At 58.2% G+C, this 23,646-nt stretch carries 22 protein-coding genes; 14 read left to right on the top strand and 8 right to left on the bottom strand.

From position 1 onward, the window contains the following. The first annotated feature begins 119 nt into the window (after nt 1-119). Nucleotides 120-278 carry a YqaE/Pmp3 family membrane protein gene (locus tag SK53_RS11895; RefSeq protein WP_003862203.1) on the top strand — a complete coding sequence of 53 codons (159 nt, stop codon included), beginning with the start codon at nt 120-122 and terminating at the stop codon, nt 276-278. On the opposite strand, the gene SK53_RS11890 is transcribed toward SK53_RS11895, so the two are convergent. Further along, complete coding sequence (locus SK53_RS11890) at nt 275-1,204, bottom strand: LysR substrate-binding domain-containing protein (protein ID WP_015571650.1); 930 nt, start codon at nt 1,202-1,204, stop codon at nt 275-277. The two genes, SK53_RS11895 and SK53_RS11890, sit on opposite strands and share 4 nt — an antisense overlap. Before the next feature lie 320 nt (nt 1,205-1,524). Here SK53_RS11890 and SK53_RS11885 point away from each other — a divergent pair, with 320 nt between their 5' ends. From SK53_RS11885 to SK53_RS11860, 6 genes are all read left to right on the top strand, one after another. Continuing rightward, the gene (locus tag SK53_RS11885) at nt 1,525-2,130 is read left to right on the top strand and encodes an ankyrin repeat domain-containing protein (RefSeq protein WP_022651715.1); all 606 of its coding nucleotides are present in this window, start codon (nt 1,525-1,527) and stop codon (nt 2,128-2,130) included. Between the two features lie 108 nt (nt 2,131-2,238). After that, nucleotides 2,239-3,780 (top strand): acyl-CoA synthetase FdrA, encoded by a 1,542-nt coding sequence (gene fdrA, locus SK53_RS11880; protein WP_045331235.1) that lies wholly within the window; start codon nt 2,239-2,241, stop codon nt 3,778-3,780. After that, complete coding sequence (locus SK53_RS11875) at nt 3,780-5,195, top strand: YlbE family protein (RefSeq protein WP_045346172.1); 1,416 nt, start codon at nt 3,780-3,782, stop codon at nt 5,193-5,195. Before fdrA ends, SK53_RS11875 begins: the two co-directional genes overlap by 1 nt. Nucleotides 5,196-5,206: 11 nt before the next feature. Continuing rightward, complete coding sequence (locus SK53_RS11870) at nt 5,207-6,787, top strand: hypothetical protein (RefSeq protein WP_048209506.1); 1,581 nt, start codon at nt 5,207-5,209, stop codon at nt 6,785-6,787. After that, entirely contained in the window at nt 6,784-7,740 is a 957-nt protein-coding gene (locus SK53_RS11865) for a carbamate kinase family protein (protein WP_022651711.1), read from the top strand. The genes SK53_RS11870 and SK53_RS11865 overlap by 4 nt, the downstream gene beginning before the upstream one ends. Nucleotide 7,741: 1 nt before the next feature. Continuing rightward, nucleotides 7,742-9,121: an amidohydrolase family protein gene (locus SK53_RS11860; protein ID WP_048209505.1), complete on the top strand. Its 1,380-nt coding sequence runs from the start codon at nt 7,742-7,744 to the stop codon at nt 9,119-9,121. An 18-nt stretch (nt 9,122-9,139) separates the two neighbouring features. Here the strand turns inward: SK53_RS11860 and SK53_RS11855 are convergent, their stop codons facing one another. Continuing rightward, nucleotides 9,140-10,060 carry a LysR substrate-binding domain-containing protein gene (locus tag SK53_RS11855; RefSeq protein ID WP_023323646.1) on the bottom strand — a complete coding sequence of 307 codons (921 nt, stop codon included), beginning with the start codon at nt 10,058-10,060 and terminating at the stop codon, nt 9,140-9,142. A gap of 216 nt (nt 10,061-10,276) precedes the next feature. Between SK53_RS11855 and SK53_RS11850 the strand changes: the two genes are divergently transcribed. From SK53_RS11850 to SK53_RS11830, 5 genes are all read left to right on the top strand, one after another. Continuing rightward, nucleotides 10,277-11,608, top strand: a complete 1,332-nt coding sequence (locus SK53_RS11850) for an MFS transporter (RefSeq protein ID WP_048209503.1) — start codon at nt 10,277-10,279, stop codon at nt 11,606-11,608. 36 nt (nt 11,609-11,644) lie between these two features. Beyond that, nucleotides 11,645-12,394, top strand: coding sequence for an SDR family NAD(P)-dependent oxidoreductase (locus SK53_RS11845; protein ID WP_003862216.1), 750 nt, complete (start codon nt 11,645-11,647; stop codon nt 12,392-12,394). A 12-nt stretch (nt 12,395-12,406) separates the two neighbouring features. Further along, nucleotides 12,407-13,252: a transketolase gene (locus SK53_RS11840; protein WP_022651707.1), complete on the top strand. Its 846-nt coding sequence runs from the start codon at nt 12,407-12,409 to the stop codon at nt 13,250-13,252. Next, nucleotides 13,252-14,250, top strand: coding sequence for a transketolase family protein (locus SK53_RS11835; protein ID WP_022651706.1), 999 nt, complete (start codon nt 13,252-13,254; stop codon nt 14,248-14,250). The genes SK53_RS11840 and SK53_RS11835 overlap by 1 nt, the downstream gene beginning before the upstream one ends. A gap of 74 nt (nt 14,251-14,324) precedes the next feature. Next, nucleotides 14,325-15,056 carry a class I SAM-dependent methyltransferase gene (locus tag SK53_RS11830; RefSeq protein ID WP_023314697.1) on the top strand — a complete coding sequence of 244 codons (732 nt, stop codon included), beginning with the start codon at nt 14,325-14,327 and terminating at the stop codon, nt 15,054-15,056. On the opposite strand, the gene SK53_RS11825 is transcribed toward SK53_RS11830, so the two are convergent. Further along, nucleotides 15,053-15,655, bottom strand: coding sequence for a short chain dehydrogenase (locus tag SK53_RS11825; protein WP_023314696.1), 603 nt, complete (start codon nt 15,653-15,655; stop codon nt 15,053-15,055). The genes SK53_RS11830 and SK53_RS11825 overlap by 4 nt on opposite strands. Nucleotides 15,656-15,752: 97 nt before the next feature. Between SK53_RS11825 and SK53_RS11820 the strand changes: the two genes are divergently transcribed. Together SK53_RS11820 and SK53_RS11815 are read left to right on the top strand one after the other, a co-directional pair. Next, a complete protein-coding gene (locus SK53_RS11820; RefSeq protein ID WP_048209501.1) occupies nt 15,753-16,640 on the top strand; it encodes a LysR substrate-binding domain-containing protein in 888 nt (295 codons plus the stop codon). A gap of 20 nt (nt 16,641-16,660) precedes the next feature. Then, a complete protein-coding gene (locus SK53_RS11815; protein ID WP_023314694.1) occupies nt 16,661-17,842 on the top strand; it encodes an aminotransferase-like domain-containing protein in 1,182 nt (393 codons plus the stop codon). A gap of 75 nt (nt 17,843-17,917) precedes the next feature. Here the strand turns inward: SK53_RS11815 and SK53_RS11810 are convergent, their stop codons facing one another. From SK53_RS11810 to SK53_RS11790, 5 genes are all read right to left on the bottom strand, one after another. After that, a complete protein-coding gene (locus SK53_RS11810; RefSeq protein WP_048209500.1) occupies nt 17,918-18,265 on the bottom strand; it encodes a HigA family addiction module antitoxin in 348 nt (115 codons plus the stop codon). 10 nt (nt 18,266-18,275) lie between these two features. Further along, on the bottom strand, nt 18,276-18,575 hold the full coding sequence (locus SK53_RS11805; RefSeq protein WP_015571638.1) for a type II toxin-antitoxin system RelE/ParE family toxin: 300 nt from the start codon (nt 18,573-18,575) through the stop codon (nt 18,276-18,278). Nucleotides 18,576-18,825: 250 nt separating this feature from the next. Continuing rightward, nucleotides 18,826-20,025 carry an HlyD family efflux transporter periplasmic adaptor subunit gene (locus SK53_RS11800; protein ID WP_003862224.1) on the bottom strand — a complete coding sequence of 400 codons (1,200 nt, stop codon included), beginning with the start codon at nt 20,023-20,025 and terminating at the stop codon, nt 18,826-18,828. Continuing rightward, nucleotides 20,006-22,198, bottom strand: a complete 2,193-nt coding sequence (locus SK53_RS11795) for a type I secretion system permease/ATPase (RefSeq protein WP_022651699.1) — start codon at nt 22,196-22,198, stop codon at nt 20,006-20,008. Before SK53_RS11795 ends, SK53_RS11800 begins: the two co-directional genes overlap by 20 nt. Further along, on the bottom strand, nt 22,195-23,598 hold the full coding sequence (locus SK53_RS11790; protein ID WP_048209498.1) for a TolC family outer membrane protein: 1,404 nt from the start codon (nt 23,596-23,598) through the stop codon (nt 22,195-22,197). Before SK53_RS11790 ends, SK53_RS11795 begins: the two co-directional genes overlap by 4 nt. Nucleotides 23,599-23,646 lie beyond the last annotated feature (48 nt).

The raw sequence follows: 23,646 nt of genomic DNA, 5'->3' as shown, positions 1-23,646 counted from the left end.
GTAAAGAGGGTAAAGGCAGGTAAAAGCGCGAGAGACGAATGGCAGTTACCCGTAAACTGGCTACGCTTAGAGAAGTGTCTTTTATAATTTTCAATTGGTTAGCTTGCACGGAGTTATTTATGGGTTTTTGGCGCGTTGTTTTTACGATTATTCTCCCGCCGCTGGGCGTGCTGCTTGGCAAGGGGCTGGGCTGGGCGTTTATTCTGAATATCCTTCTGACCATCCTGGGCTACTTCCCCGGTCTTATCCACGCATTTTGGGTTCAGACGAAGAGCTAGGTACGCCACAGTAAGTCACTGTAGATCCGGGTCAGCACGCCTTCGGGGCCAAATTGCTGTTTTATCCAGCGCGTGACCTGACCGGTCGCCGCATGCTGCGTGGCGAGCAGCATGCGCGAATCCTGGCGCGGATTATTGATTCGCCGCGTTACCAGCAGCCCATCCTCCACCGCCTCACGCGTCATGTATTCCGGTAAAAATCCAATACCTTCCCCCAGGATCTGACACTGGCATTTCGTGTTGAAGTCCGGCACCAGAATCGCCTCCTGACCGTGAAGCAGCCAGCCCACCTTCTTATTGATGGTATGCGCGGTATCCTCGACCATGATATTGGGATACAGACGCAGCTGACTTTCGGAGATGGGCTCCGGGGCGAACGCCAGCGGATGCGTGGGCGCGATGGCAAATACCCAACGGATCGCTCCTATCTCGGTATAATCAATGCCGCCGCCGTCCAGCAGCGTATCCGGCGCGCCAATGGCGATATTGGCCTGATTATTAATGATGGAATCCCAGACGCCGTTATACACCTCGGTTGTCACCGTGATCTGGCAGGTGGGAAACTGTTTTTTCAGCACCTGGAGCAAACGCGCGGTATGGCGTGGCGTATACAAAAGCTGATTTATGCAGATGCGCACCCGCGTCTCAATGCCCTGAGAAATGGTATCAATCCCGCGCTTGATGGCATGAAAGTCATTCAGCAGGTCGGTCGCTTTACGATAAAAATAAAAACCGGATTCGGTCAGCTCAATGCTGCGCGTGTTGCGTACAAACAGCACCACGTCCAGGCCGGTCTCCATGCGTTTGATGGTGTAACTGATGGCCGAGGTGGTTACGCCCAGCTCGGCAGCCGCTTTGCTAAAACTGCCAAAACGTGCCGCGGTGGTGAAGGCCAGCAAATTCTCTTCGGTAAAGATGGAATTCATATTATGGCTCCTGGTGACCATCAGTTTTGAACATATTTTAACACTGGCGTTACATCATAGTTGATGTTGGTCACAGTTCTGTATTTTTACTTAGGGCCGCGCTGTGTAAGGCTTTTTCAGCCATAAGGATAATGCAGCCTGAAGTGTGTAAAAGCGGTAAAACATAAGAAAAAGGTTGCACAGACGCACGTTTCTGCCGGACCGTTGAATTTAACTCAACAATGAATTGCGTGTCGATGAATGATTTTTAAGCGGATTCTTTTATGACCAGGCTGTTGCTATTCTCAGGCCATCAGAAGTGAAACATAGGGAGTCTGAATATGTCTGCAACTGCACTGGTTACAGAATTTCTGCTGGCGGCAGAAGAGGGCAATATCGACGCGCTAAAAGCCTGCCTGGAAAAAGGCGTGGATATTAACGTAACCAACCGCCAGAAAAGAACCGCCATTATTATTGCCAGCCTGAAAAAGCATTACGCCTGTGTGGAATTTTTAATTGCCGCCGGGGCGGATATTGATAAACAGGACCAGACCTGTTTTAACCCCTTCCTGATCAGCTGCCTGACCAATGATTTAACCCTGCTGCGCATTGTCCTTCCGGCGGATCCGGATCTCGACCGTCTGACGCGCTTTGGCGGCGTGGGCATTACCCCTGCCAGTGAAAAAGGGCACGTTGAAATCGTGCGTGAGCTGCTGGAAAAAACCGACATCAACGTCAACCACACCAATTTTGTCGGCTGGACGCCGTTGCTGGAGGCCATCGTATTAAACGACGGCGGCGCAAAGCAGCAGGAAATTGTGAAGCTGCTGCTGGATCACGGCGCGAACCCGCACATGACCGATAAATACGGCAAAACCCCGCTCGAACTGGCGCGGGAAAAAGGCTTCAACGCGATCGCAGACCTGCTGCTGGCGGCAGGCGCGTAGCGCATTCGGTCAGCCTTCCCCTGGCTGGCCGTTACTGAAAAAACGCATTGTTACCGACGTGCATTTAGCACGACGGCGGCCCCCTTTTATCTTAAACAGGTGAAAATAATGCCAACCAAAATCGTCATAAAAAAGAATACGTATTTCGATTCGGTTTCCTTAATGTCGGTTTCCACCAAAGCCAATAAATTGCCGGGCGTCGAGCAGGCGTTTGTGGCGATGGCGACGGAAATGAACAAAGGCGTATTAAAAAACCTCGGGCTATTAACGCCGGAATTAGCGGACGCGAAAAATGGCGACCTGATGATCGTGATTAAAGGCGACGCGGCAAATGATGAAACCCTGGCCGCCATTGAAGCGCTGTTCACGCGTAAAGAGCGCACGGGCTCCCATGAAGCACGCTACGCGTCGATTGCCAGCGCCAAAACCCATCGTCCGGACAGCAACCTGGCGGTGATTTCCGTCAACGGCACCTTCGCCGCCCGGGAAGCGCGTCAGGCGCTGGAAAACGATCTTAACGTGATGCTGTTCTCCGATAACGTATCGCTCGACGACGAGCTGGCGCTGAAGCAGCTGGCGCATGAAAAGGGTCTGCTGATGATGGGGCCAGACTGCGGCACCGCCATTATCAACGGCGCGGGGCTGTGCTTCGCCAACGCGGTGCGTCGCGGGCCGATTGGCATCGTTGGCGCCTCCGGTACCGGCAGCCAGGAGCTGAGCGTGCGCATTCATGAGTTCGGCGGCGGCGTGTCGCAGTTAATCGGCACCGGCGGACGCGATCTTAGCGAGAAGATCGGCGGCCTGATGATGCTCGACGCCATCGACATGCTGGAGGCGGACGACGCGACTCGGGTGATAGCGCTCATCTCCAAACCGCCAGCACCCGCGGTGGCTGAGAAGGTGCTGGCCCGGGCACGCGCCTGCCGCAAGCCTGTAGTTGTGTGCTTCCTGGGCCGCAACGAACCGCCTGCCGATGAAGACGGTTTGCAGTTTGCTCGTGGCACCAAAGAGGCGGCCCTGAAAGCGGTGCTGCTTACCGGCATTAAAAAAGACGACCTGGATTTACATCCGCTCAACTGGCCGCTGATCGAAGAGGTACGCACCCGCCTGACGTCGCAGCAGAAATACATTCGCGGCCTGTTCTGCGGCGGCACCCTGTGCGACGAAGCGATGTTTGCCGCGCTGGAGAAGTTTGACGATGTTTACAGCAACATCCAGCCGGACCCGGCCAGGCGTCTGAAAGATATCAGCGTTAGCCAGGCCCACACCTTCCTTGATTTCGGTGACGATGATTTCACCAACGGCAAGCCACACCCAATGATCGACCCGACCAACCGCATCAGCCGCCTGCTACAGGAGGCGCGCGATCCGCAGGTGGGCGTCATCGTGATGGACTTCGTGCTGGGCTTTGGCGCGCACGACGATCCGGTGGGGGTGATGATCGAGGCGATCAAAGAGGCACAGGCGATCGCGAACGCCGACAACCGTCCGCTGGAAATTCTCGGCTACGTGCTCGGCACCGATCAGGATCCGCAGTCGCTGGCGCAGCAGTGCCAGCTGCTGACCGACGCAGGCGTCATCTGGGCCAGCAGCAGCACCAACACCGGATTACTGGCACGCGAATTTGTCTGCAAAGGGGAGAAAGCATAATGACCACTTTATTCAACCAGCCGCTAAACGTCATTAACGTCGGCATTGCGATGTTCAGCGACGACCTCAAAAAGCAGCACGTTCCCGTGACCCAGCTCGACTGGACGCCGCCGGGGCAGGGCAATATGCAGGTTGTTAAAGCGCTCGACCAGCTGGCGGAAAAACCGCTGGCGGAGAAAATTGCCGCCGCGAACAAAATTGCCCTGGAGCGGATTATTCAGTCCCATCCGGTGCTGGTGGGCTATGACCAGGCCATCAACGTGGTGCCGGGCATGACCCGCACGACCATTCTGCACGCCGGTCCGCCAGTTACCTGGGAAAACATGTGCGGGGCGATGAAAGGCGCGGTTACCGGCGCGCTGGTGTTTGAAGGGCTGGCGACGGATCTGGAGGACGCCGCAAGGCTGGCGGCGTCAGGTGACATCACCTTCTCGCCGTGCCACGAGCACGACTGTGTGGGCTCTATGGCGGGCGTCACCTCCGCGTCGATGTTTATGCACATCGTTGAGAACAAAACTTACGGCAACCGCGCCTTCACCAACCTCAGCGAGCAGATGGCGAAGATCCTGCGCATGGGGGCCAACGACCAGAGCGTGATCGATCGTCTGAACTGGATGCGCGACGTGCTCGGCCCGATGCTGCGCGACGCCATGAACATTATCGGCGAAATCGACCTGCGCCTGATGCTGGCCCAGGCGCTGCATATGGGCGACGAGTGCCACAACCGCAACAACGCGGGCACCACGCTGCTTATTCAGGCGCTGACGCCGGGGCTGATCCAGGCGGGCTATTCGGTGACGCAGCAGCGTGAAGTGTTCGAGTTTGTCGCCAGCAGCGACTATTTCTCCGGTCCGACGTGGATGGCAATGTGTAAGGCCGCGCTGGATGCCGCCCACGGCATTGAGTACAGCACCGTCGTCACCACCATGGCGCGCAACGGCTACGAGTTCGGCCTGCGCGTTTCCGGCCTGCCGGGGCAGTGGTTCACCGGCCCGGCGCAGCAGGTGATCGGCCCGATGTTCGCGGGCTATAAGCCGGAAGACTCCGGGCTGGATATCGGCGACAGCGCCATCACCGAAACCTACGGCATCGGCGGCTTTGCGATGGCGACGGCCCCGGCAATCGTGGCACTGGTGGGCGGCACGGTGGAGGAAGCCATCGATTTTTCTCGCCAGATGCGCGAAATCACCCTCGGCGAAAACCCGAACGTCACCATTCCGCTGCTCTCCTTTATGGGGATCCCGACCGCCATCGACATCACGAAGGTCGCGGGCAGCGGCATTCTGCCGGTCATCAATACCGCCATTGCCCATAAGGACGCGGGCATCGGCATGATAGGGGCGGGCATCGTTCACCCGCCGTTTAGCTGTTTTGAAAAGGCGCTGTTGACCTTCCGCGATCGCTACTTTTTATAAGGCATGCATCCATGAAAAACATGAAACTGGAGTGGAAAAGAGGTGACTGGGCAGCTTATTTCGGGTTGATGACCAACAACCTGACCAATTTGCTGACCATGATGGGGTTGCTCATTTTTGTCGTCGGCATCCCGAAGGAGATTGTTTATGGACGCATCGCGCCAGCCTTCGGGCTGGCGGTGCTGGTGGCGAGTCTTTGCTATACGTGGTTTGGCCTGCAAATGGCGCGCGCTACCGGACGAACGGACGTCACCGCGCTGCCGTCCGGCCCGAGCGCGCCGTCGATTTTTACCGTGACCTTCCTGGTCTTAATGCCGGTTTACCAGCAAACCGGCGATGCGGATTTCGCGATTCAGATTGGCCTGGTGTGGTGCTTTGTGGAAGCGATGATCCTCGCGGGCGGTTCCTTCCTTGGGGAAACCATTCGCAAGATGATCCCGCGTACCGTGCTGCTGTCGTGCCTCTCCGGCCTGGGCCTGCTGCTGCTGGCGATGAACCCGATGCTGCAAGCGTTCGAAGCACCCACCGTGTCGTTTATCGTGCTGCTGCTGATCTTCATCAACTGGTTCGGTAAAAAGCCGATTTTCGCCAAAATCCCGACCGGTCTGCTGTTGCTGATTGCCGGTACGGTCCTGGCGTGGATCTCCGGCCTGCAGAGCCCGGAAGCGATCAAAGCGTCCATGTCATCGTTCGGCTTTAACCCGCCGCAGGTGCATGTGGAGGGCTTCCTGCAGGGCTTGCCGCACGCGCTGCCGTATCTTGCCTCTGCCGTGCCGCTGGGTCTGGCGAACTACATCTTTGACCTGGAGAACATCGAAAGCGCCCACGCGGCGGGGGATGAATACCCGACGCGCAAGGTGATGCTGGCGAACGGTCTGGCGTCGATGCTCGGCTGCCTGATGGGCAACCCGTTCCCGGTGACGGTCTACGTCGGCCATCCTGGCTGGAAAGCGATGGGCGCCAGCATCGGCTACACCCTGGCGTCCGGCGTGACCATGTTCATCGTGCCGCTGTTCGGGCTGGGGGCCTTTATGCTCGCCATCATACCGATGACCGCCATCGTGCCGATTCTGGTGTTTATCGGCGTCGTCACCGCCAACCAGGTGGTGAGGGAAACCCCGAAAGTGGAGGTGCCCGTCATCTTCATCTGCCTGTTCCCGTGGATCGCCAACTGGGCGCTGACCATGATGAACAGCGTGATGAGCGCCGCGGGGACCAGCGCGGCGAAAATCGGCACCGACGTGTTGCACAGCAAGGGTATCTACTACGAAGGCCTGATGCATCTCGGCAACGGCGCGCCGCTCGCCAGCATGCTCTGGGGCTGTATCGCCATCTTCGCCATCCTCAACAAACCGCTGCGCGGGGCCGTCGCCGCCGCAGGAGGCGCGCTGCTGGCGCTGTTTGGCGTGATCCACGCCCCGGTGGTGGGCTTTGCCGAGGGCAGTTCCCTGATGTTTGTCACGGCCTACCTGATGATGGGCGGGATGTTTGTGGTGAAGCATGTGCTGGATACCTCTGTTAATCCCCCTCTCCCTGTGGGAGAGGGCCGGGGTGAGGGCACCAGAACGCACCTTCTAAAGGAAACAAAATGAAAGAGCTTATGGTCGTCGCCATCGGCGGCAACAGCATTATCAAAGACAACGCCAGCCAGTCGATTGAGCATCAGGCGCAGGCGGTCAAAGCGGTGGCTGAGTCGGTGCTCGAAATGCTGGCCTCGGACTATGACATCGTGCTCACCCATGGCAATGGCCCGCAGGTGGGGCTGGATCTGCGCCGCGCCGAAATCGCCCACGAGCGGGAAGGGCTGCCGCTGACCCCGCTGGCAAACTGCGTGGCGGATACCCAGGGCGGCATCGGCTACCTGATCCAGCAGGCGCTCAACAACCGCCTGGCGGCGCGTGGCGAGCAAAAGGCGGTCACGGTCGTCACCCAGGTGGAGGTGGATAAAAACGATCCCGGCTTTACGCACCCGACAAAACCGATCGGCGCGTTCTTCAGCGAGGCGCAGCGCGACGAGCTACAGCTCGCGCACCCGGACTGGCATTTTGTCGAGGATTCAGGCCGGGGCTATCGCCGCGTGGTGGCCTCGCCCCAGCCGCGGCGCATCGTCGAGGCGGATGCGATTAAGGCGCTAACGCAGAAAGGTTTTGTGGTCATCGGCGCGGGCGGTGGAGGCATTCCCGTGGTGCGCAGTGAACAGGGCGATTACCAGAGCGTGGATGCGGTTATCGATAAAGATCTCTCCACCGCGCTGCTGGCGCGCGAGATCCGCGCCGACGTGCTGGTGATCACCACCGGCGTGGAGAAAGTGTGCGTGAACTTCGGCAAGCCGAACCAGCAGGCGCTGGATACCGTCAACGTGGCGCAGATGACGCGCTACATGGATGAAGGCCACTTCCCGGCAGGTAGCATGTTGCCAAAAATCGTCGCTTCGCTGGAATTTTTACGCCATGGCGGCAGGCGCGTAATCATCACCTCGCCGGACTGCCTGCCCGCAGCGCTGCGCGGTGAAACGGGTACCCATATTATTAATGAAGGAAGATAAGATGAGTGAGAATAAAAGCCGCCGCGAGTTTATCAGCCAGAGCGGCAAAATGGTTACTGCCTGCGCGCTGTTTGGCGCCACGGGTTCCGTCGCGTATGCTGCCGATTCTGTAAAGGCAACCTGCGAGACGGGTAAACCGATGAACATCACCGCAAAACATTACTATCTCGACAACGTGCTGCTGGAAGCCGGGTTTAACTACGACGGCAGCGTGGCGACAAGCACCCGCACCGAGCTGAAAACGCTGGAGATCAAAGACGGGAAAATCGTCGCCCTGCGCGATAACGGCAGCCACGCCGACGCGACCCTGCCGCACTACGACGCGGGTAAAAAGCTGATGCTTCCGGCGATGCGCGACATGCACATTCACCTGGATAAAACCTTCTACGGCGGCTCGTGGCGCTCCCTGAACCGTCCGGCGGGCACCACCATTCAGGACATGATCCGCCTGGAGCAGAAGCTGCTGCCGGAGTTACAGCCCTACACGCAAGAACGTGCCGAAAAGCTGATCGACCTGATCCAGTCCAAAGGGTCCACCATCGCCCGCAGCCACTGCAACATAGAGCCGGTTTCCGGCCTGAAAAACCTGGAAAATTTGCAGGCGGTACTGGCGCGCCGGGGCGCAGGCTTTGACTGCGAAATCGTTGCCTTCCCGCAGCACGGCCTGCTGCTGTCGAATTCTGAAAAGCTGATGCGCGAGGCGATGCAGGCGGGGGCGCATTATGTGGGCGGGCTGGACCCAACCAGCGTCGACGGCGCGATGGAGAAATCGCTAGATACCATGTTCCAGATTGCGCTGGATTACGACAAAGGGGTGGATATTCACCTGCATGAAACCAGCCCGGCGGGCGTGGCGGCGGTGAACTACATGGTCGAAACCGTGGAGAAAACCCCGCAACTGAAGGGCAAGCTGACCATCAGCCACGCCTTCGCGCTGGCCACGCTCAACGAGCAGCAGGTGGATGAGATTGCTACCCGCATGGCGGCGCAGCAGGTGACTATCGCCTCCACCGTGCCGATTGGCACCCTGCATATGCCGCTGAAGCAGCTGCGGGACAAGGGCGTGTTTGTGATGACCGGCACCGACAGCGTAATCGACCACTGGTCGCCGTACGGTCTGGGGGACATGCTGGAAAAAGCGAATCTCTACGCCCAGCTCTACATCCGCCCGAACGAGCAGACGCTCTCCCGCGCGCTGGGAATTGCGACCGGCGACGTGCTGCCGCTGAACGACAAAGGTGAACGCGTGTGGCCGAAAGCGCAGGACGACGCCAGCTTTGTGCTGGTGGATGCCTCCTGTTCCGCCGAGGCGGTGGCGCGCATTTCTCCGCGCACCGCGACGTTCCACAAGGGGAATCTGGTCTGGGGCACGGTCGCCTGACGCCACGTTGGGGTATCGCTACAGGTGATACCCCGACAATCGCAACTCACGGTCAATCCACTCGACGAACTGCTGGATCTTCCACGCGCGTTCGTTCATGTGCGGCATCACCAGATGGTGCGCGTTGATGGCGATACCCATTTCATCAGGCAGCACCTGCACCAGCGAGCCATCCTTCAGGTGATCGGTAGCCATCATTTTGCTCTCCAGAATAAACCCAAGCCCCATGCGCGCCGCTTCAAAGCTCATGTAGGAGCGGTCGAAGCTGAGGCTGAAATTAAGCCAGGGCCTGTCGATATTGTGCCAGGCGAACCATTTCTCCCAGTTCACCAGAGTGCTGGTGGACGAGATAAGCGACTGTTGCAGCAGATCGGCGGGCGTGCTGATGGGATGCTCTTCTGCATAGTCCGGCGAGGCCAATACCACCAGCGTGTCGTTTTTAATGGTCATCACCCGGTAGGCGTCCCAGTCCGGAATACCGTGACGGATATCAATGTCGATATTATCTCTGGCGAACTGTAGGTTCTCATAGGAGCAGGTGAGATTGATGGTGATATCAGGATATTCGGCGCGGAATCTGCCCAGACGGCGCAACAGCCAGGACAGCCCGAAGGTGGGGGAAGAGTGCACGCGAAGCACAGCATTGTCTTTTTCTTTCACGATTTGATCGGTGGCGCGCCCGATGGCGCTCATCGCCGCCGAGACCTCCCGCAGATATTTTTCTCCCGTCGGGGTGAGTTGAACCCCTTTGCCGCTGCGGATAAATAATTTCTTGCCCAGCCACGATTCCAGCGACGCGATCTGGTGGCTTACCGCCGAAGGCGTGACGTTGAGCTGTTCCGCCGCCTGATGGATGCTCAGGGCGTTAGCAACGGCGATAAACGCCTGCAAATTTCTGAGCGAGGGCAGCGATAACGTCTGGCGATCCTGCGCGGACATGGCCTACTCCTTACACGATAATTGATAAAAAACATAACATTGAGACTGCGAGCGGGCAATTTTATCCCGATGTTATTTTTTTTGAGCTGTATCGCGAATCAAATTTATCTCAGCAATAAATGAGCTTTATTGAATGGCGTTTCATGGGTGAGCCGATATATTGACGTTGAACGCAATAATAAAACGACTCACGGTGTTCGAATAATGAGGTAAGTTATGTCTCGTATAGAACAAGCTGTCCCCTACATAAAGACTAAAAAAACCAATTACCGTTTCGTTGTGCTGGCATTAATTTTTATTGTTTATGCCATTAACTATGCTGACCGAACAAATATTGGTGCAGTACTGCCGTTTATCATTGACGAATTTCATATCAATAATTTCGAAGCCGGTGCCATCGCCAGCATGTTTTTTTTGGGATACGCCCTGAGCCAAATTCCTGCGGGCTTTTTTATTGCCAAAAAGGGAATTCGCGGCATGGTGGCACTGTCGATATTCGGCTTCTCTGCCTTTACCTGGCTGATGGGCACCGCAACCTCGGTTCTGGGCCTGAAGTGTATCCGCCTGGGGCTGGGGTTAACAGAGGGGCCGTGCCCGGTCGGGCTGGCCTCCACCATCAATAACTGGTTTCCGCCAAAGGAGAAGGCCACGGCCACGGGCGTCTACATCGCCGCCACCATGTTCGCGCCCATCCTCGTGCCGCCGCTGGCAGTGTGGATCGCCATGACCTGGGGCTGGCGCTGGGTCTTCTTCTCCTTTGCGATCCCCGGCCTGGTCATTGCCGTCCTGTGGTATCTGCTGGTACGCACCAGGCCGTCCGAGAGCGCATTCGTCTCGAAAGCGGAGCTGGAGACCATTACCGCCGGTCAGGAGACCCCGGACGCCAGACGGGAAAATATCGTGATTTCACCAGGCTTTGCACGCCTCGACCGGCTGATCCGCGTGCGGGAATTAGCCCCGGTAAGCACGGTGAAAGGGCTGTTTACCTCGAAGAATATTCTCGGCGACTGCCTGGCCTATTTTATGATGGTCAGCGTGCTGTACGGACTGATGACGTGGATCCCGCTCTATCTGGTGAAAGAGAAAGGCTTTACGTTTATGAGCATGGGGCTGGTCGCCAGCATGCCGTGCATCGGTGGATTTATCGGTGCGATTTTTGGCGGCTACGTCTCCGACAAACTGCTCGGCCGCCGACGTAAACCGACCATGATGTTTACCGCCATCAGCACCGTTTTAATGATGGTTATTATGCTGAATATTCCGCAAAGCACCGTCGCGGTTTGCGTCGGGTTATTTTTTGTCGGCCTCTGTCTGAATATCGGCTGGCCCGCTTTTACGGCTTATGGAATGGCTGTTGCGGACAGTAAAACCTATCCGATTGCCGCGTCCATTATCAATAGCGGCGGTAATCTCGGCGGATTTGTTTCCCCGATGCTGGCAGGTTATCTGCTGGATAAAACAGGTAGTTTTAATACCGTGTTTATTTATTTCGGTATTTGCGCAGCCATTGGCTTAATAATGATTATGCTGCTGGAAGAGCCGAAATAAAACATTAAATCTCTCTTGTCCTAATGGAGTAAATGTATGCTACTGAAAAATAAAGTCGCCGTTATTACCGGCGCGGCTTCCGTACGCGGTTTGGGTTTCGCTACGGCGAAATTATATGCTGAACAGGGTGCGAAAGTGGTGATTATCGATTTAAACGCTGAAGCCAGCCGGGCTGCCGCCGCGAGCCTTGGCGACGAACATCTGGGCCTTGCGGCGAACGTCAGCAATGAATTACAGGTTAATGCCGCCATTGAGCAGGTGCTGGGGAAATACGGGCGCATCGATATTCTGGTGAATAACGCCGGCATAACTCAGCCGATCAAGCTGATGGATATCAAACGCGAAAATTACGATGCGGTGCTTGACGTCAGCCTGCGCGGCACGCTGCTAATGTCCCAGGCGGTTATTCCCACTATGCGCGCGCAAAAGTCGGGCAGCATCGTCTGCATTTCATCGGTATCGGCCCAGCGCGGCGGCGGCATCTTTGGCGGCCCACACTACAGCGCTGCAAAAGCGGGTGTGCTGGGGCTGGCAAAAGCCATGGCGCGTGAGCTGGGGCCCGACAATGTGCGCGTAAACTGCATCACGCCGGGTCTTATCCAGACGGACATTACCGCAGGCAAGCTGAGCGATGAGATGAAAACGTCCATTCTGGCGGGCATTCCGCTTAACCGCCTCGGAGACGCGCAGGATATTGCCCGCGCCGCGCTGTTCCTCGGCAGCGACCTCTCTTCTTACTCCACCGGTATCACGCTCGACGTGAACGGCGGGATGCTGATCCATTAAGGAGATACGACGATGACGGATACCACAGTTCAACAGGTTGCCGCCGCGGCCTGGCGCATTCGCCGCTACGCGCTGCGCATGGGCGAAGTGCAGGGGCAGGGCTACATCGGGCAGGCGCTGGGCTATGCCGATGTGCTGGCCACCGCGTTTGCCCACGGGATGAACCTTAAGCCGGGCGAGCCGGAGTGGGAGGGGCGTGACCGTTTTTTGCTCTCTCACGGCCACTACGCCATTGCCTGTTACGCCGCCCTGATTGAAGCGGGGATCGTTCCTGAAGAGGAGCTGGAGACCTACGGCGCGGACGACAGCCGCCTGCCGATGTCCGGCATGGCAACCTACACGCCGGGCATGGAGATCTCCGGCGGTTCGCTGGGGCAGGGCTTAAGCATTGGCGTTGGCATGGCGCTGGGGCTGAAGCGCAAGCAGAGCGCGGCATGGGTCGTTAACTCCATGTCGGACGGCGAGCTGGACGAAGGGTCAACCTGGGAAGCTGCGATGTCGGCGGCACATCACGGCCTGTCGAACCTGATCGTGCTGGTGGACATTAACCGCCAGCAGGCGGATGGCAACTCGCACGCGATCCTCGGCTTTGAGCCGCTGGAAGATAAATGGACCTCCTTCGGCTGGTACGTGCAGCGCGTCAACGGCAACGATGTCCCTTCACTGGTAACGGCGTTTGATAACGCCAAACGCTACCCGGAAAACCAGCCGCGCGTCATTTTGTGCGACACGCTGATGGGCAAGGGCGTGCCGTTCCTCGAAAAGCGTGACAAGAACCATTTTATTCGCGTGGATGCTGACGAGTGGCAAAAGGCACTCGCTGTGCTGGATGCCAACAAACCTGAAGGAGTGCTGTAATGAGCCAGACCACGGAGAAAAAACCGCGTTTAACCACGTCGGCGATGATTGCCTCTATCGCGGAAGAGGGCCAGGAGACGCGAGCCGCACCGTTCGGCCACGCGCTGGTGAAGCTGGCGGAACAGCGACCGGAGGTCGTAGGCATGACTGCGGATCTGTCGAAGTACACCGATCTGCATATTTTCGCTCAGGCCTACCCGGAACGCTTCTTTCAGATGGGCATGGCCGAGCAGTTGTTAATGGGGGCCGCGGGCGGCATGGCGAAAGAGGGTTTTATTCCTTTCGCCACCACCTATGCCGTCTTCGCTACCCGCCGCGCCTACGACTTTATCCATCAGGTGATTGCTGAAGAGCACCTGAACGTGAAGATCTGTGCGGCGCTGCCGGGGCTAACCACCGGTTACGGGCCGAGCCACCAGGCGACGGAAGATATTGCGATTATGCGCGGTATTCCGGGCATGACGATTATCGATCCCTGTGACGCAATCGACACGGAACAGGCGGTGCCGGCGATGGCAGCGCACGATGGCCCTGTCTATATGCGCCTGCTGCGCGGCAAGGTGCCGGTGGTGCTGGACCAGTACAACTACCAGTTTAAGATTGGCAAAGCTGCGCTGCTGGAAGAGGGGAACGATGTCCTGATCGTCGCCTCAGGCCTGATGACCATGCGTGCGCTGGAGGCGGCGAAGCAGCTGCGTAAGGATAACGTCAGCGTGGCGGTGCTGCACTCGCCCACCATTAAGCCGCTGGACGAAGAGACGATCCTGGCGCAGGCTGCGAAGCCGGGACGGCTGGTCATCGTGGCGGAAAACCACAGCAGCGTAGGCGGGTTGTGCGAAGCCGTCGCGTCGCTGTTGATGCGCAACCGCGTGAACGTGGATTTCGATACCGTCGCGCTGCCGGACGCGTTCCTTGATGCGGGCGCGTTGCCCACCCTCCATGACCGCTACGGGATCTCAACCACAGCCATGGTGGAGAAAATCCGGCGCAGGCTGTGATTTATAAGACGGATACGTTGTCAACGGGCGAGGGGTGCTTTACCCTCGCCACTGTTGCGATAAAGGAGTCTGTTATGGCGCAAAACATCTACGACAACCCGGCATTTTTTGAAGGCTATGCCCAGCTTCCGCGCTCGGTTCAGGGCCTGAACGGCGCGCCGGAGTGGCCCGCGCTCAAGGCAATGCTGCCAGATTTAACCGGTAAAGCGGTTGTCGATCTCGGCTGCGGCTACGGATGGTTCTGTCGCGCAGCGCGCGAGCTGGGCGCGTCTGACGTCACGGGTGTTGATATTTCAGAAAAAATGCTCGCCCGCGCGGCTGAACTGACTGATGACAATCGGATTCACTATCAGCGTAGCGATCTGGAATCTCTGGCGCTGAAAGCGAATAGCCTCGATCTGGTCTACAGCTCGCTGGCGCTACACTACCTGCCGGAGCTGGACACGCTATTCGCCAGGGTTCAGCGCGCGCTAAAACCCGGTGGCAGCCTGGTCTTCTCGATGGAGCACCCGATTTATACCTGCGCCACCCGTCAGGGCTGGCTCACCGACGACAACGGTGAGCGGTTCTGGGGCGTGAACCATTATCAGGACGAAAGCCAGCGCGTCAGCAACTGGCTGGCGGACGGGGTGATTAAATACCACCGCACGCTGGGCACCACGCTTAACGCACTGATTAAAGCGGGGTTAACGATAAGCGAAGTCAATGAGTGGGGACCAACGCAGACGCAGGTTGACGCCTGGCCCGCGCTGGCCGAAGAGGCGGAACGCCCGATGCTGGTGCTGATCGCCGCCCGTAAGGCTTAATAGCCGACTTTATATACCCGCCCGCTCTGTACCCCTTCCACGCTGCGGCGGTAGGCCTGCGCAACGGTCGCAGCGGGAACGCTTTCAAAGCCCGGGAAGAAGCCATCATATGCTTCGACGGATTCCGTCAGCACCGTCGGGCTGATCAGGTTAATGCGGATCCCGCGCGGCAGTTCACAGGCCGCGGCGCGCACAAACCCTTCCAGCGCCGCATTCACCGTGGTGGCATTGACGCCCTGAGCAATCGGCTCGTGAGCCACAATGCCGCTTATCAGCGTAATCGAACCACCTTCGTTCAGGTAGTGCTGGCCGGTCAGCGCCAGACGAATCTGCCCCAGCAGCTTATCCTGTAAGCCCCGGTTGAACTCGCCGTCGGTCATGGTTGCGAGCGGGCCGAAGTGTACCCCACCGCTGGCGGAGACAATCGCATCCACCGGGCCGATCTTTTCGAACAGCGCCTGTACGCTCGCCTGCGAGGTGATATCCACCTGATGGTCGCCCTGCGTGCGACCCACGCTGATCACCTCGTGACGACGGCTTAGCTCATCTGTCACAGCACGACCGACCGTACCGCTGGCACCAATAATGACGATTTTCATAGCAGACTCCTTATGTTGTGAGCCTTCATTCTTTAATAAATAAAAATTCAGATAAACTGGGTTGATGTTAGAAGATTGCTAACCAGAGGTTCGGAATATGGATAAGCTTCGCGGCATGGAGACGTTCATCACGGTGGTGGAAAGCGGCAGCTTTACCGGCGCGGCGGCCCGGCTGGAGATGTCGGCGGTGATGGTCGGGAAGTATATTACGCAGCTGGAATCGCAGCTCGGTACGCGGCTGCTGGAGCGCAACACCCGTCGCCAGAGCCTGACCGACGCCGGACGCGTTTATTTCGAAGAGGCCAGGCGCGTGCTGGAGCAGGTCTCGATTGCTGAAAACGCGGTTGAGCGCCTGCGAGCCACACCCGCCGGCACCCTGCGCGTGACAGCGCCCACCTCGTTTGGCGGCTGCGTTATCGCGCCTCTGACGGCCACGTTTTTGCAGCGTTACCCGGAAGTGCGCATCGAACTGGATCTCACCAACCGAATGGTTGATCTGGTCGAGGAAGGGGTCGATCTGGCCATTCGTATCGGTGAGATCCGTAATGAGGACCTGGTGGCGAAATATCTGTGTCCCTACAACATGACGATCTGCGCCGCGCCGGATTATCTGGCGCGTCACGGTACGCCGCAAACGCCAGCCGATCTGGTGGATCACCTGTGCCTGTCGCACACGGTATGGACGGCGCGTAACGAGTGGCGGCTGCCGGGTGTGGAAGGCGAAGTGCGCTGGAAGCGTGATGCCGTCTTACGATGCAATGACGGCTACGGCTTACGCATGGCGGCGCGAGCCGGGGCGGGACTTCTGCTGCAACCGGAAGTGCTGGTGGCGGAAGAGCTGGCGAGCGGCAGGCTGGTTCGGGTTCTGAAAGCGTTTACGCCCGCGCCGAGGCCGGTGCATTTACTGTGGCGCCAGGATTTGCGGCCGCTGCCTAAGCTAACGGAATTTATTGCCCATATTCTGCTAAGATTGGGCACAATATAAAAAAAGAAGGTAAGTAAAGAATGTCTGCAAACAAACTCGCCAGCAGCGCGCAGGGCCTGCAATCCTCTGCCATCCGTGAATTATTAAAACATAGCAAAATGGCAGGCGTGATTTCGCTGGGTGGCGGTATTCCAAATCCGGACCTGTTCGATCATGAAGGTTTAAAAATCGCCGCTGATGCCGTGCTGTCTCAGCATTTTGGCGAAGCATTCCAGTACGGTCTGACGGAAGGCGTCCCGGGGCTGCGCGAAGAGATCCAACGCATCTCTGAAGGTCGCGGCATCGCCTGTAAAGCCGATGATGTGGTCATTACTTCCGGCTCGCAACAGTCGCTTGACGTGCTGGCGCGGGCGTTAATCAACCCGGGCGATACGGTCGTCGTGGAGCGGCCTACCTACCTCGCCGCGTTGCAGGTCTTTGGCCTGGCGCAGGCGAAATTTGAATCCGTCGGTACCGACGGCGACGGCATGAAAGTGGATGAACTAGAAGCGCTGGTGGCAACTAAAACCATCAAAGCGGTTTATATCGTGCCAACCTTTGGTAACCCGGGCGGCGTGACGCTCTCCGAAGCGCGTCGTAAACAGCTGGTGGAATTATCGAAGCGCTATGACTTCGTGATTATCGAAGACGACCCGTACAGCGAGATCAACTACACCGACGAAGCGTTCCGCCCGCTGATTGCTCATGCCAAAGATATCGGCAATGAGGATAACGTGGTGTACACCTCCACCTTCTCTAAAATCCTCGCGCCGGGCACCCGCGTGGGCTGGGTGCTGGTGCCGGAGTGGCTAAAGCGCGCGGTAGTGAACCTCAAGCAAACCACCGATCTGCACACCAGCACGCTGTCGCAGCTGATGACGTACGAATATCTGAAAACCGGTCGTCTGGCGAATCAGATTAAAATGATCCGCGAAGCCTACCGCCAGAAATACCAGACCTTTGCCAGTGAACTGGAAGCGGAGCTGGGCGATGTGATGTCGTTCCACAAGCCAAAGGGCGGCATGTTCCTGTGGGCGAAAATGAATAACGGCATCAATACGACGAAATGGCTGGAAAAAACGTTGAGCAACGGCGTCGTGTTTGTGCCGGGTGAGTTCTTCTACTGCAACGAGCCGGACCACACCACGCTGCGCATGTCTTTCGTTACCCCAACGGATGAGCAGCTTAAAGAAGCGGTTCGACGCCTGAGAATTTCCCTGTAACCGGATGCGCATAATGGCAGATGCCGTTATGCGCCGTTCCCGTGTCGGGTAAGCGTATTGCGTGGCGCGGGCGGATCAGGCGACGTCCGGCTTGCCGGATTTTCGCTTCGCCATGACTTCCGCAACGGTTTTTATCCGGCTTAACTCCTCCTGCGTGCGGGAGTTAGATTGCGCTTCCCAGATATCAACGTTTAGCTGTAAGTTCAGCCAAAATTCAATAGTGGTATTAAAGGCTTTTGCCAGTTTGATCGCCATATCGGCAGTAAGTTTGCGATTGTTATTGACCAACGCGCTTACGGTATTGCGGTGTACATTTAGCATCTCTGCCAGATCGTTGATTTTCAGATTGAGCGGTTCAAGATACTCATACTGCAACACCTCGCCCGGCATGGTGGGTTTGCGGAGTGCCTGTTGAAGTGTCATAGGTGATGCCTCACTTGTGTTGCGTGTACTTGTGTGGAGAGAGATAGAGATCGTCTGCTTTTCCCTCTGACCAGCGAAATACAAGCCTGTATTGTCTGTTTACCCGGATAGAGGAGTATCCCTTCAACGGAGGACTCAATGCTTCATACATATTGCCCGGTGGCGATCGTAAATCCAGGTGCGACATGGCCGCATTGATGATGTCGAGCTTTCTTGCAAGCGCTGTTTCCAGATTCAAAGGAATAACATTGCTCGATCTCCCGTAGAGAAAAAAATCCTCAAGCCATTGATCCCGAAAATGATTAATCATAATGCTGGTAAGCTCCAGTCCTTGAAGCTGAGTGGATAGTAATGCACTCCTGCACTGTGCGCAAGTGCTTTTTGTCTGCGAGTAATATTACCCTGGTCATGGCTGAAGGGAAGTGTGATGCATGACTAAAGGTTAATTCTTCGAGGCGGATTCCACGTCTTGCGTGCGGATTAATGCCCGGCGGCGCTGCGCTTGCGCGGGCCTGCGAGAATGTAGGCCGGGTAAGGCGCAGCCGCCACCCGGCGTTTGACTACCGCTCCCTCAGCGCCTCCTTCGCCCGGTTAAACGGTTTGATCATATAATCCAGCACCGTTTTCTCTCCGGTCTTAATATCCACCGTCGCTATCATCCCCGGCACGATCGAGAAGTGCCTGCCCGCCTTATTCACCAGATAATCCTGGCTGGTACGGATAAATACCCGGTAATAGAACACCTCCGGCTTCGCTTCGTCCTGAATGGTGTCCGGCGAAATGGTCTCCACCACCCCGTGCAGCCCACCGTAAATCGCGTAATCGTAGGCAGTGATTTTCACCAGCGCCTCCTGATTAGGGTGGATAAAGGCGATATCCCGCGGCGAGAGGCGAGTTTCAATCAGCAGATGATCGTCCACCGGCACAATTTCCATTAGCTCGCCGTTGGGCGGGATCACGCCGCCGATGGTGGTGACTTTGATGTTTTTCACGATCCCGCGCACCGGAGACTTCACCGTCAGGCGGGTAACGGAATCCTCGCGGCCTTTCAGGATCGCTGACACCATATCCACCTCGGCGTTGGCCTTCGACAGCGCTTCACGGGCCTGCACGTAATACTGGGAACGTACGTCGGTGAGCTTCAGCTCCAGGTCGCTTTTCTGCCGTTGCAGGCGCAGCACTTCCACGTGGCTGGCGGCCCCGGTTTTCACCAGCCGCTGGGTGATCGCCAGTTCTTTGTTCGCGAGATCTAACGCGGCGCGCAACTCCCGCTGGGTATCCTCCAGCTGGGCGCGGCGCGAGTTGTAGAGCCGCGTTTCAGCGGCGGTCAGGTCGGTCCATTTCGCCAGGGACGGCGGGAATTTGAGCGGCAGATCGTTCACCTCGGCATACAGACGCGCGCTGGAGGCCAGCGACGCGCGGTAACGCGCCGCGCTTTCGCCGACGTTAGATTCCGAGCGGGTAGGATCCAGCCGCGCCAGCACCTGTCCGGCCTGCACCTGATCCCCTTCGTGCACGTTCAGCTCGGTGAGGATCCCCCCATCCAGCGACTGCAACACCTGCTCGCGTGAGCTGGGGATCACTTTTCCGGTGCCGGTTGAGACTTCGTCCAGCACGCCGAACCACGCCCAGACGCCGAGCACCACAAACATCACCAGGGAGAAGAAAACAATGCGCCGGGCGCCGGTATAACCGCTTTCGGAGTCGAGCGCGTTATCCAGATCTTCTACTGCGGCAACGTCACGCTGACTGATTTTCATTTTTCCACTCCCGTCCGGTTGCCTGCTGCTGTTGCTGCATACGGCTGTTGTTCAGCGCCTGGGCTTTTGGCGCGTCCATCACCAGCATGCCATCTTTGAGTACCACCACGCGCTCCACCAGCTCCAGCACCGGCACGCGGTGGGTCGCGACAACCAGCGTGCGGTTGCCGAGCCACGCCCCGAGACGTTGAATAAATTCCCGCTCGGTATGTTCATCAAGGGAGGCGGTCGGTTCATCCATCAGCACGATATTCGGGTCGCGCAGCAGCATCCGCGCCAGCAGAATAGACTGCCGCTGCCCGCCGGACAGCCCGACGCCGTTCTCCATAATCGGGTAATCCAGCCCCTTTGGCAGCTTCTGCACAAAGCTGGCCGCGCCGCACATCTCCAGCACCTCGAAGATCTCTTTATCGGTGGCGCGCGGCATGCCGAGCGTGATGTTCTCGCGCAGGGTGCCATAAAACAGCCGGGCGTTTTGGGTCATAAAGCCGACGTTTCTCCGCACGTCAGCCACGTCCAGATGCGGCAGGCTGAGGTTGTCGAGCCGCAGTTCACCACCCGCCAGATCCATCCCGCCCGCCATCGCCTGCAACAGGGTTGATTTGCCCGCGCCGTTGCGCCCGAGGATCGCCACTTTTTCGCCCGCTTTGATCTCCAGGCGGTTAATGCGCAGCGCCATGCGGGGATCTTCCGGGTGATAGCGGAACTGCGCCTGCTCGAAAAGATAGTGGCCGCGCAGCACGTCCTGGCGGATCGGTGTCTCTTCGCGCTGGTTCTCGGTCGGCAGCTGCATAATGCTGTCCAGCCCCTCTTTGGCCGCCTTCACCTGCTGCCAGCGGGCCAGCACGCCGCATAGCGTCGCCATCGGGGCGATCATCCGTGAGGCGAGCATCGAGGCGGCCACCACCGAACCGGTGGTTAAGGTGCCGTCGATCACCATCGGCGCGCCCACCACGATCACCCCGGCATAGACCAGGCTCTGAATGGTCATCCCCCAGCTGATCAGGTTCTGCGTCAGTTCGCGGGTGCGCAGGCCGGATTCGGCGGTGATCTGGATATAGCTGTTCCACTGCTGCAAAAAGCGGTTCTCTGCCTGCATCAGCTTGATGTCCTCCAGCCCCTGCACGCTTTCCACCAGCACCGCGTTGCGCAGGGTTGATTCATGCGCCGACTGCTTCGCCAGCTCCGCCAGCTTCTTTTGCAGCAGCAGGCCAGGCAGGACCATGATCACCGCCGCCACCGGAGCGATCCACGCCAGCTGCGGCGCGATGATCGCCAGCACAATCACAAACAGGATAAAAAACGGCAGATCGACGATGGTGGAGATGGTGGAGGAGGTGACCATCTCGCGGATCTGCTCCAGCTCGCGCAACTGGGAGATAAAGCTGCCGGTGGATCGCGGAATGGCGCTGTGGCGCAGCCGCAGCGCGTGGCCGAACACCCGATCCGAGACGCGCAGATCCGAGCGTTTGCCCAGCAGATCCATAATGTGTCCGCGCGCCACGCGCAGCACAAAGCCAAACAGCGTGGCGATCAGCACCCCGATAGTCAGCACATAGAGCGTCGGATAGGACTGGGCGGGGATCACCCGGTCATACACCTGCATGGAAAAGACGATGCCCGAGAGGGAAAGCACGTTAATGAACAGTGCAGCCAGCATCACCCAGCTGTAAGGGCGAAGGTCGCGCATCACCAGCCGGTAGAGCCAGTCCGGGCGGTATTTTGATATATAGGCATCCACGCGGCTGTCCTTCAGCGCCGCCAGCGGACGCAGGGCGATGACGTGGCGGATGGCAGGCAGCATCGCGCTCATCGACAGGCGGTTGGTGTGCGTGCTGTCGTCGAAAAAGCTGACCTCAAGCGTATCCTCGCCGTCGAAATTGTCGATGACGCCGATTTTACCGTCGTTCAGCTCCACCACCACCGGCAGACGCCAGCTGTTGATAGCGTGCTGATCGGCCGTCAGCAACTGGAATGTCAGCCCGGCTTCACGGGCGAGCTGCGTCAGCGCGGGCACCATCGGTTTGCCTTTCAGCCACGGCGCGCCTGCGACGAGCGAGCCTGGCGAGCAGGCAACGCGATAGCGCGTCGCCACGTAGCCAAACGCCTGCGCCCACTGCTCTAGCGCCTGATCCGTCATGTTTTCACCCTGCGGGATATCGCGTTGCTTCATGGCTGGATCTCCACGGTCTGGATGGTGCGGTTTTCAAGATCGAACGCGTGACGCAGGCGCCCGGTGTTGTACAGACAGTTGAGCTGAAGCTGATGCAGCTGTCCGGCGGTTTGCTGTTGGGTAAAGCGCGCCTGATACACCTCCTGCTCGGCGTTGAGCACGTCGAGCAGCGGGCGGGAACCAAGATCGAGATACTGCTGCTGATACAGCTCGCGGGTGCGGGCGCTGAGCGCTTCCTGACGGCCCTGGATCTGAAGCGTGCTCATCAGGCTCATCACCTGGCTGCGCGCTTCCAGCAGTTTTTGCCGCACCTCAAGACGGGTGCGCTGGATGGTGGACTGGGCGGATTCCACCGCGTGTCCGGCGGCGTTACGCCGGGCGGTGAGGCCGCCACCCTGATAGAGCGGCATTTGCACTTTAACCCACGCGGAGTACTGGGTGCGGTCCCGCGTTTCGTTGCCCGCGTAGCGGTCGTTCAGGTAGTGACGAACTTCCGGCTCCAGAGAAACGGTAGGGGTCATTTGCGCGTTGGCATAATCGAGATTTGCCTGCGCGACGTTGGCCTGCGCCCAGGCCGCTAATACCGAGGGCACCAGACGATCGTCCGGCTCGGTGATGTCGTAGCTGCGGGCCAGGCTTTGCGGAAAGTCATTGCTGACCGCGTTCAGGCTGTCCCAGCCCAGCAAGCTCATCAGCGTGGCGCGCGAGCTGTCGAGGCTCGCCTGATACTGCATCAGCTGCGCACGCGCCCCTTCGATACGGGCATCGGTCTGCACCACGTCAGAGAGTGACGTTGCGCCTTCATCATTACGTTGTTTCGTCAGGGTGCCGATGGAGGACAGGGCATCCAGCTGTTCTTTGGCGGTCTCGACCATCTGCTGCCAGGTCTGCACCTGCACCATGGCGATGGCGGTATCGTGGGCGATGGTGTCGATGCTCACCAGCACGTTGGCCTGCTGCTGGGCGACGCCCGCGTTTTCCGCGCGCACCTGGCTTGCGACTTTGCCGAAGTCGTACAGCATTTGCGAAAGAGAAAGCACCAGCGAGGGGGTAAAGCCATTATCGTCACCGTCGTGGCTATAGCCGTTATCCATGCCAGCGTTAATTTGCGGATAATATTTCGATTTAGCGACGTCCACATTTTCGCTCTGCTGATAAAGTTTGCCGACGGCTTCACTGATGGCCGGATGCCAGGTCACGGCGCGGTTAACCGCTTCATTCAGCTGTAGCGTGCCGGGGGCGGCTTTGCTGGCTACGGGCGCCACGCGGCCATTTAAAGAGGGGAGTTCCTGCGTTTCGCTTAATTGTCCGGTATTAATCATCGCCGCAGGGTTTGCCGCGATAGCGGGCACAGATATCAGGCAGCACGAGAGCCACCAGTAAGGCATCTTCTTTCCCATGTCTTGTCCCTAATAAAAAAGTACTGCTTTTTTGTTTATGCCCGGGCG

The organism is Enterobacter sp. MGH119, assembly GCF_001037675.1.
In the GTDB taxonomy this organism is placed as follows: Bacteria; Pseudomonadota; Gammaproteobacteria; order Enterobacterales; family Enterobacteriaceae; genus Enterobacter; species Enterobacter hormaechei_C.
This window is presented reverse-complemented; position numbering and strand designations above follow the sequence as displayed.

Excerpts from the sequence above, each read along its gene's own strand:
- SK53_RS11820 (WP_048209501.1), top strand. The coding sequence starts at position 15,753 with ATGGATAAGCTTCGCGGCATGGAGACGTTCATCACGGTGGTGGAAAGC.
- SK53_RS11865 (WP_022651711.1), top strand. The coding sequence starts at position 6,784 with ATGAAAGAGCTTATGGTCGTCGCCATCGGCGGCAACAGCATTATCAAA.
- SK53_RS11850 (WP_048209503.1), top strand. The coding sequence starts at position 10,277 with ATGTCTCGTATAGAACAAGCTGTCCCCTACATAAAGACTAAAAAAACC.
- SK53_RS11835 (WP_022651706.1), top strand. The coding sequence starts at position 13,252 with ATGAGCCAGACCACGGAGAAAAAACCGCGTTTAACCACGTCGGCGATG.
- SK53_RS11860 (WP_048209505.1), top strand. The coding sequence starts at position 7,742 with ATGAGTGAGAATAAAAGCCGCCGCGAGTTTATCAGCCAGAGCGGCAAA.
- SK53_RS11890 (WP_015571650.1), bottom strand. The coding sequence starts at position 1,204 with ATGAATTCCATCTTTACCGAAGAGAATTTGCTGGCCTTCACCACCGCG.
- SK53_RS11840 (WP_022651707.1), top strand. The coding sequence starts at position 12,407 with ATGACGGATACCACAGTTCAACAGGTTGCCGCCGCGGCCTGGCGCATT.
- SK53_RS11800 (WP_003862224.1), bottom strand. The coding sequence starts at position 20,025 with ATGAAAATCAGTCAGCGTGACGTTGCCGCAGTAGAAGATCTGGATAAC.
- SK53_RS11875 (WP_045346172.1), top strand. The coding sequence starts at position 3,780 with ATGACCACTTTATTCAACCAGCCGCTAAACGTCATTAACGTCGGCATT.
- SK53_RS11795 (WP_022651699.1), bottom strand. The coding sequence starts at position 22,198 with ATGAAGCAACGCGATATCCCGCAGGGTGAAAACATGACGGATCAGGCG.
- SK53_RS11855 (WP_023323646.1), bottom strand. The coding sequence starts at position 10,060 with ATGTCCGCGCAGGATCGCCAGACGTTATCGCTGCCCTCGCTCAGAAAT.
- SK53_RS11815 (WP_023314694.1), top strand. The coding sequence starts at position 16,661 with ATGTCTGCAAACAAACTCGCCAGCAGCGCGCAGGGCCTGCAATCCTCT.
- fdrA (WP_045331235.1), top strand. The coding sequence starts at position 2,239 with ATGCCAACCAAAATCGTCATAAAAAAGAATACGTATTTCGATTCGGTT.
- SK53_RS11805 (WP_015571638.1), bottom strand. The coding sequence starts at position 18,575 with ATGATTAATCATTTTCGGGATCAATGGCTTGAGGATTTTTTTCTCTAC.
- SK53_RS11885 (WP_022651715.1), top strand. The coding sequence starts at position 1,525 with ATGTCTGCAACTGCACTGGTTACAGAATTTCTGCTGGCGGCAGAAGAG.
- SK53_RS11790 (WP_048209498.1), bottom strand. The coding sequence starts at position 23,598 with ATGGGAAAGAAGATGCCTTACTGGTGGCTCTCGTGCTGCCTGATATCT.
- SK53_RS11845 (WP_003862216.1), top strand. The coding sequence starts at position 11,645 with ATGCTACTGAAAAATAAAGTCGCCGTTATTACCGGCGCGGCTTCCGTA.
- SK53_RS11830 (WP_023314697.1), top strand. The coding sequence starts at position 14,325 with ATGGCGCAAAACATCTACGACAACCCGGCATTTTTTGAAGGCTATGCC.
- SK53_RS11895 (WP_003862203.1), top strand. The coding sequence starts at position 120 with ATGGGTTTTTGGCGCGTTGTTTTTACGATTATTCTCCCGCCGCTGGGC.
- SK53_RS11810 (WP_048209500.1), bottom strand. The coding sequence starts at position 18,265 with ATGACACTTCAACAGGCACTCCGCAAACCCACCATGCCGGGCGAGGTG.
- SK53_RS11825 (WP_023314696.1), bottom strand. The coding sequence starts at position 15,655 with ATGAAAATCGTCATTATTGGTGCCAGCGGTACGGTCGGTCGTGCTGTG.
- SK53_RS11870 (WP_048209506.1), top strand. The coding sequence starts at position 5,207 with ATGAAAAACATGAAACTGGAGTGGAAAAGAGGTGACTGGGCAGCTTAT.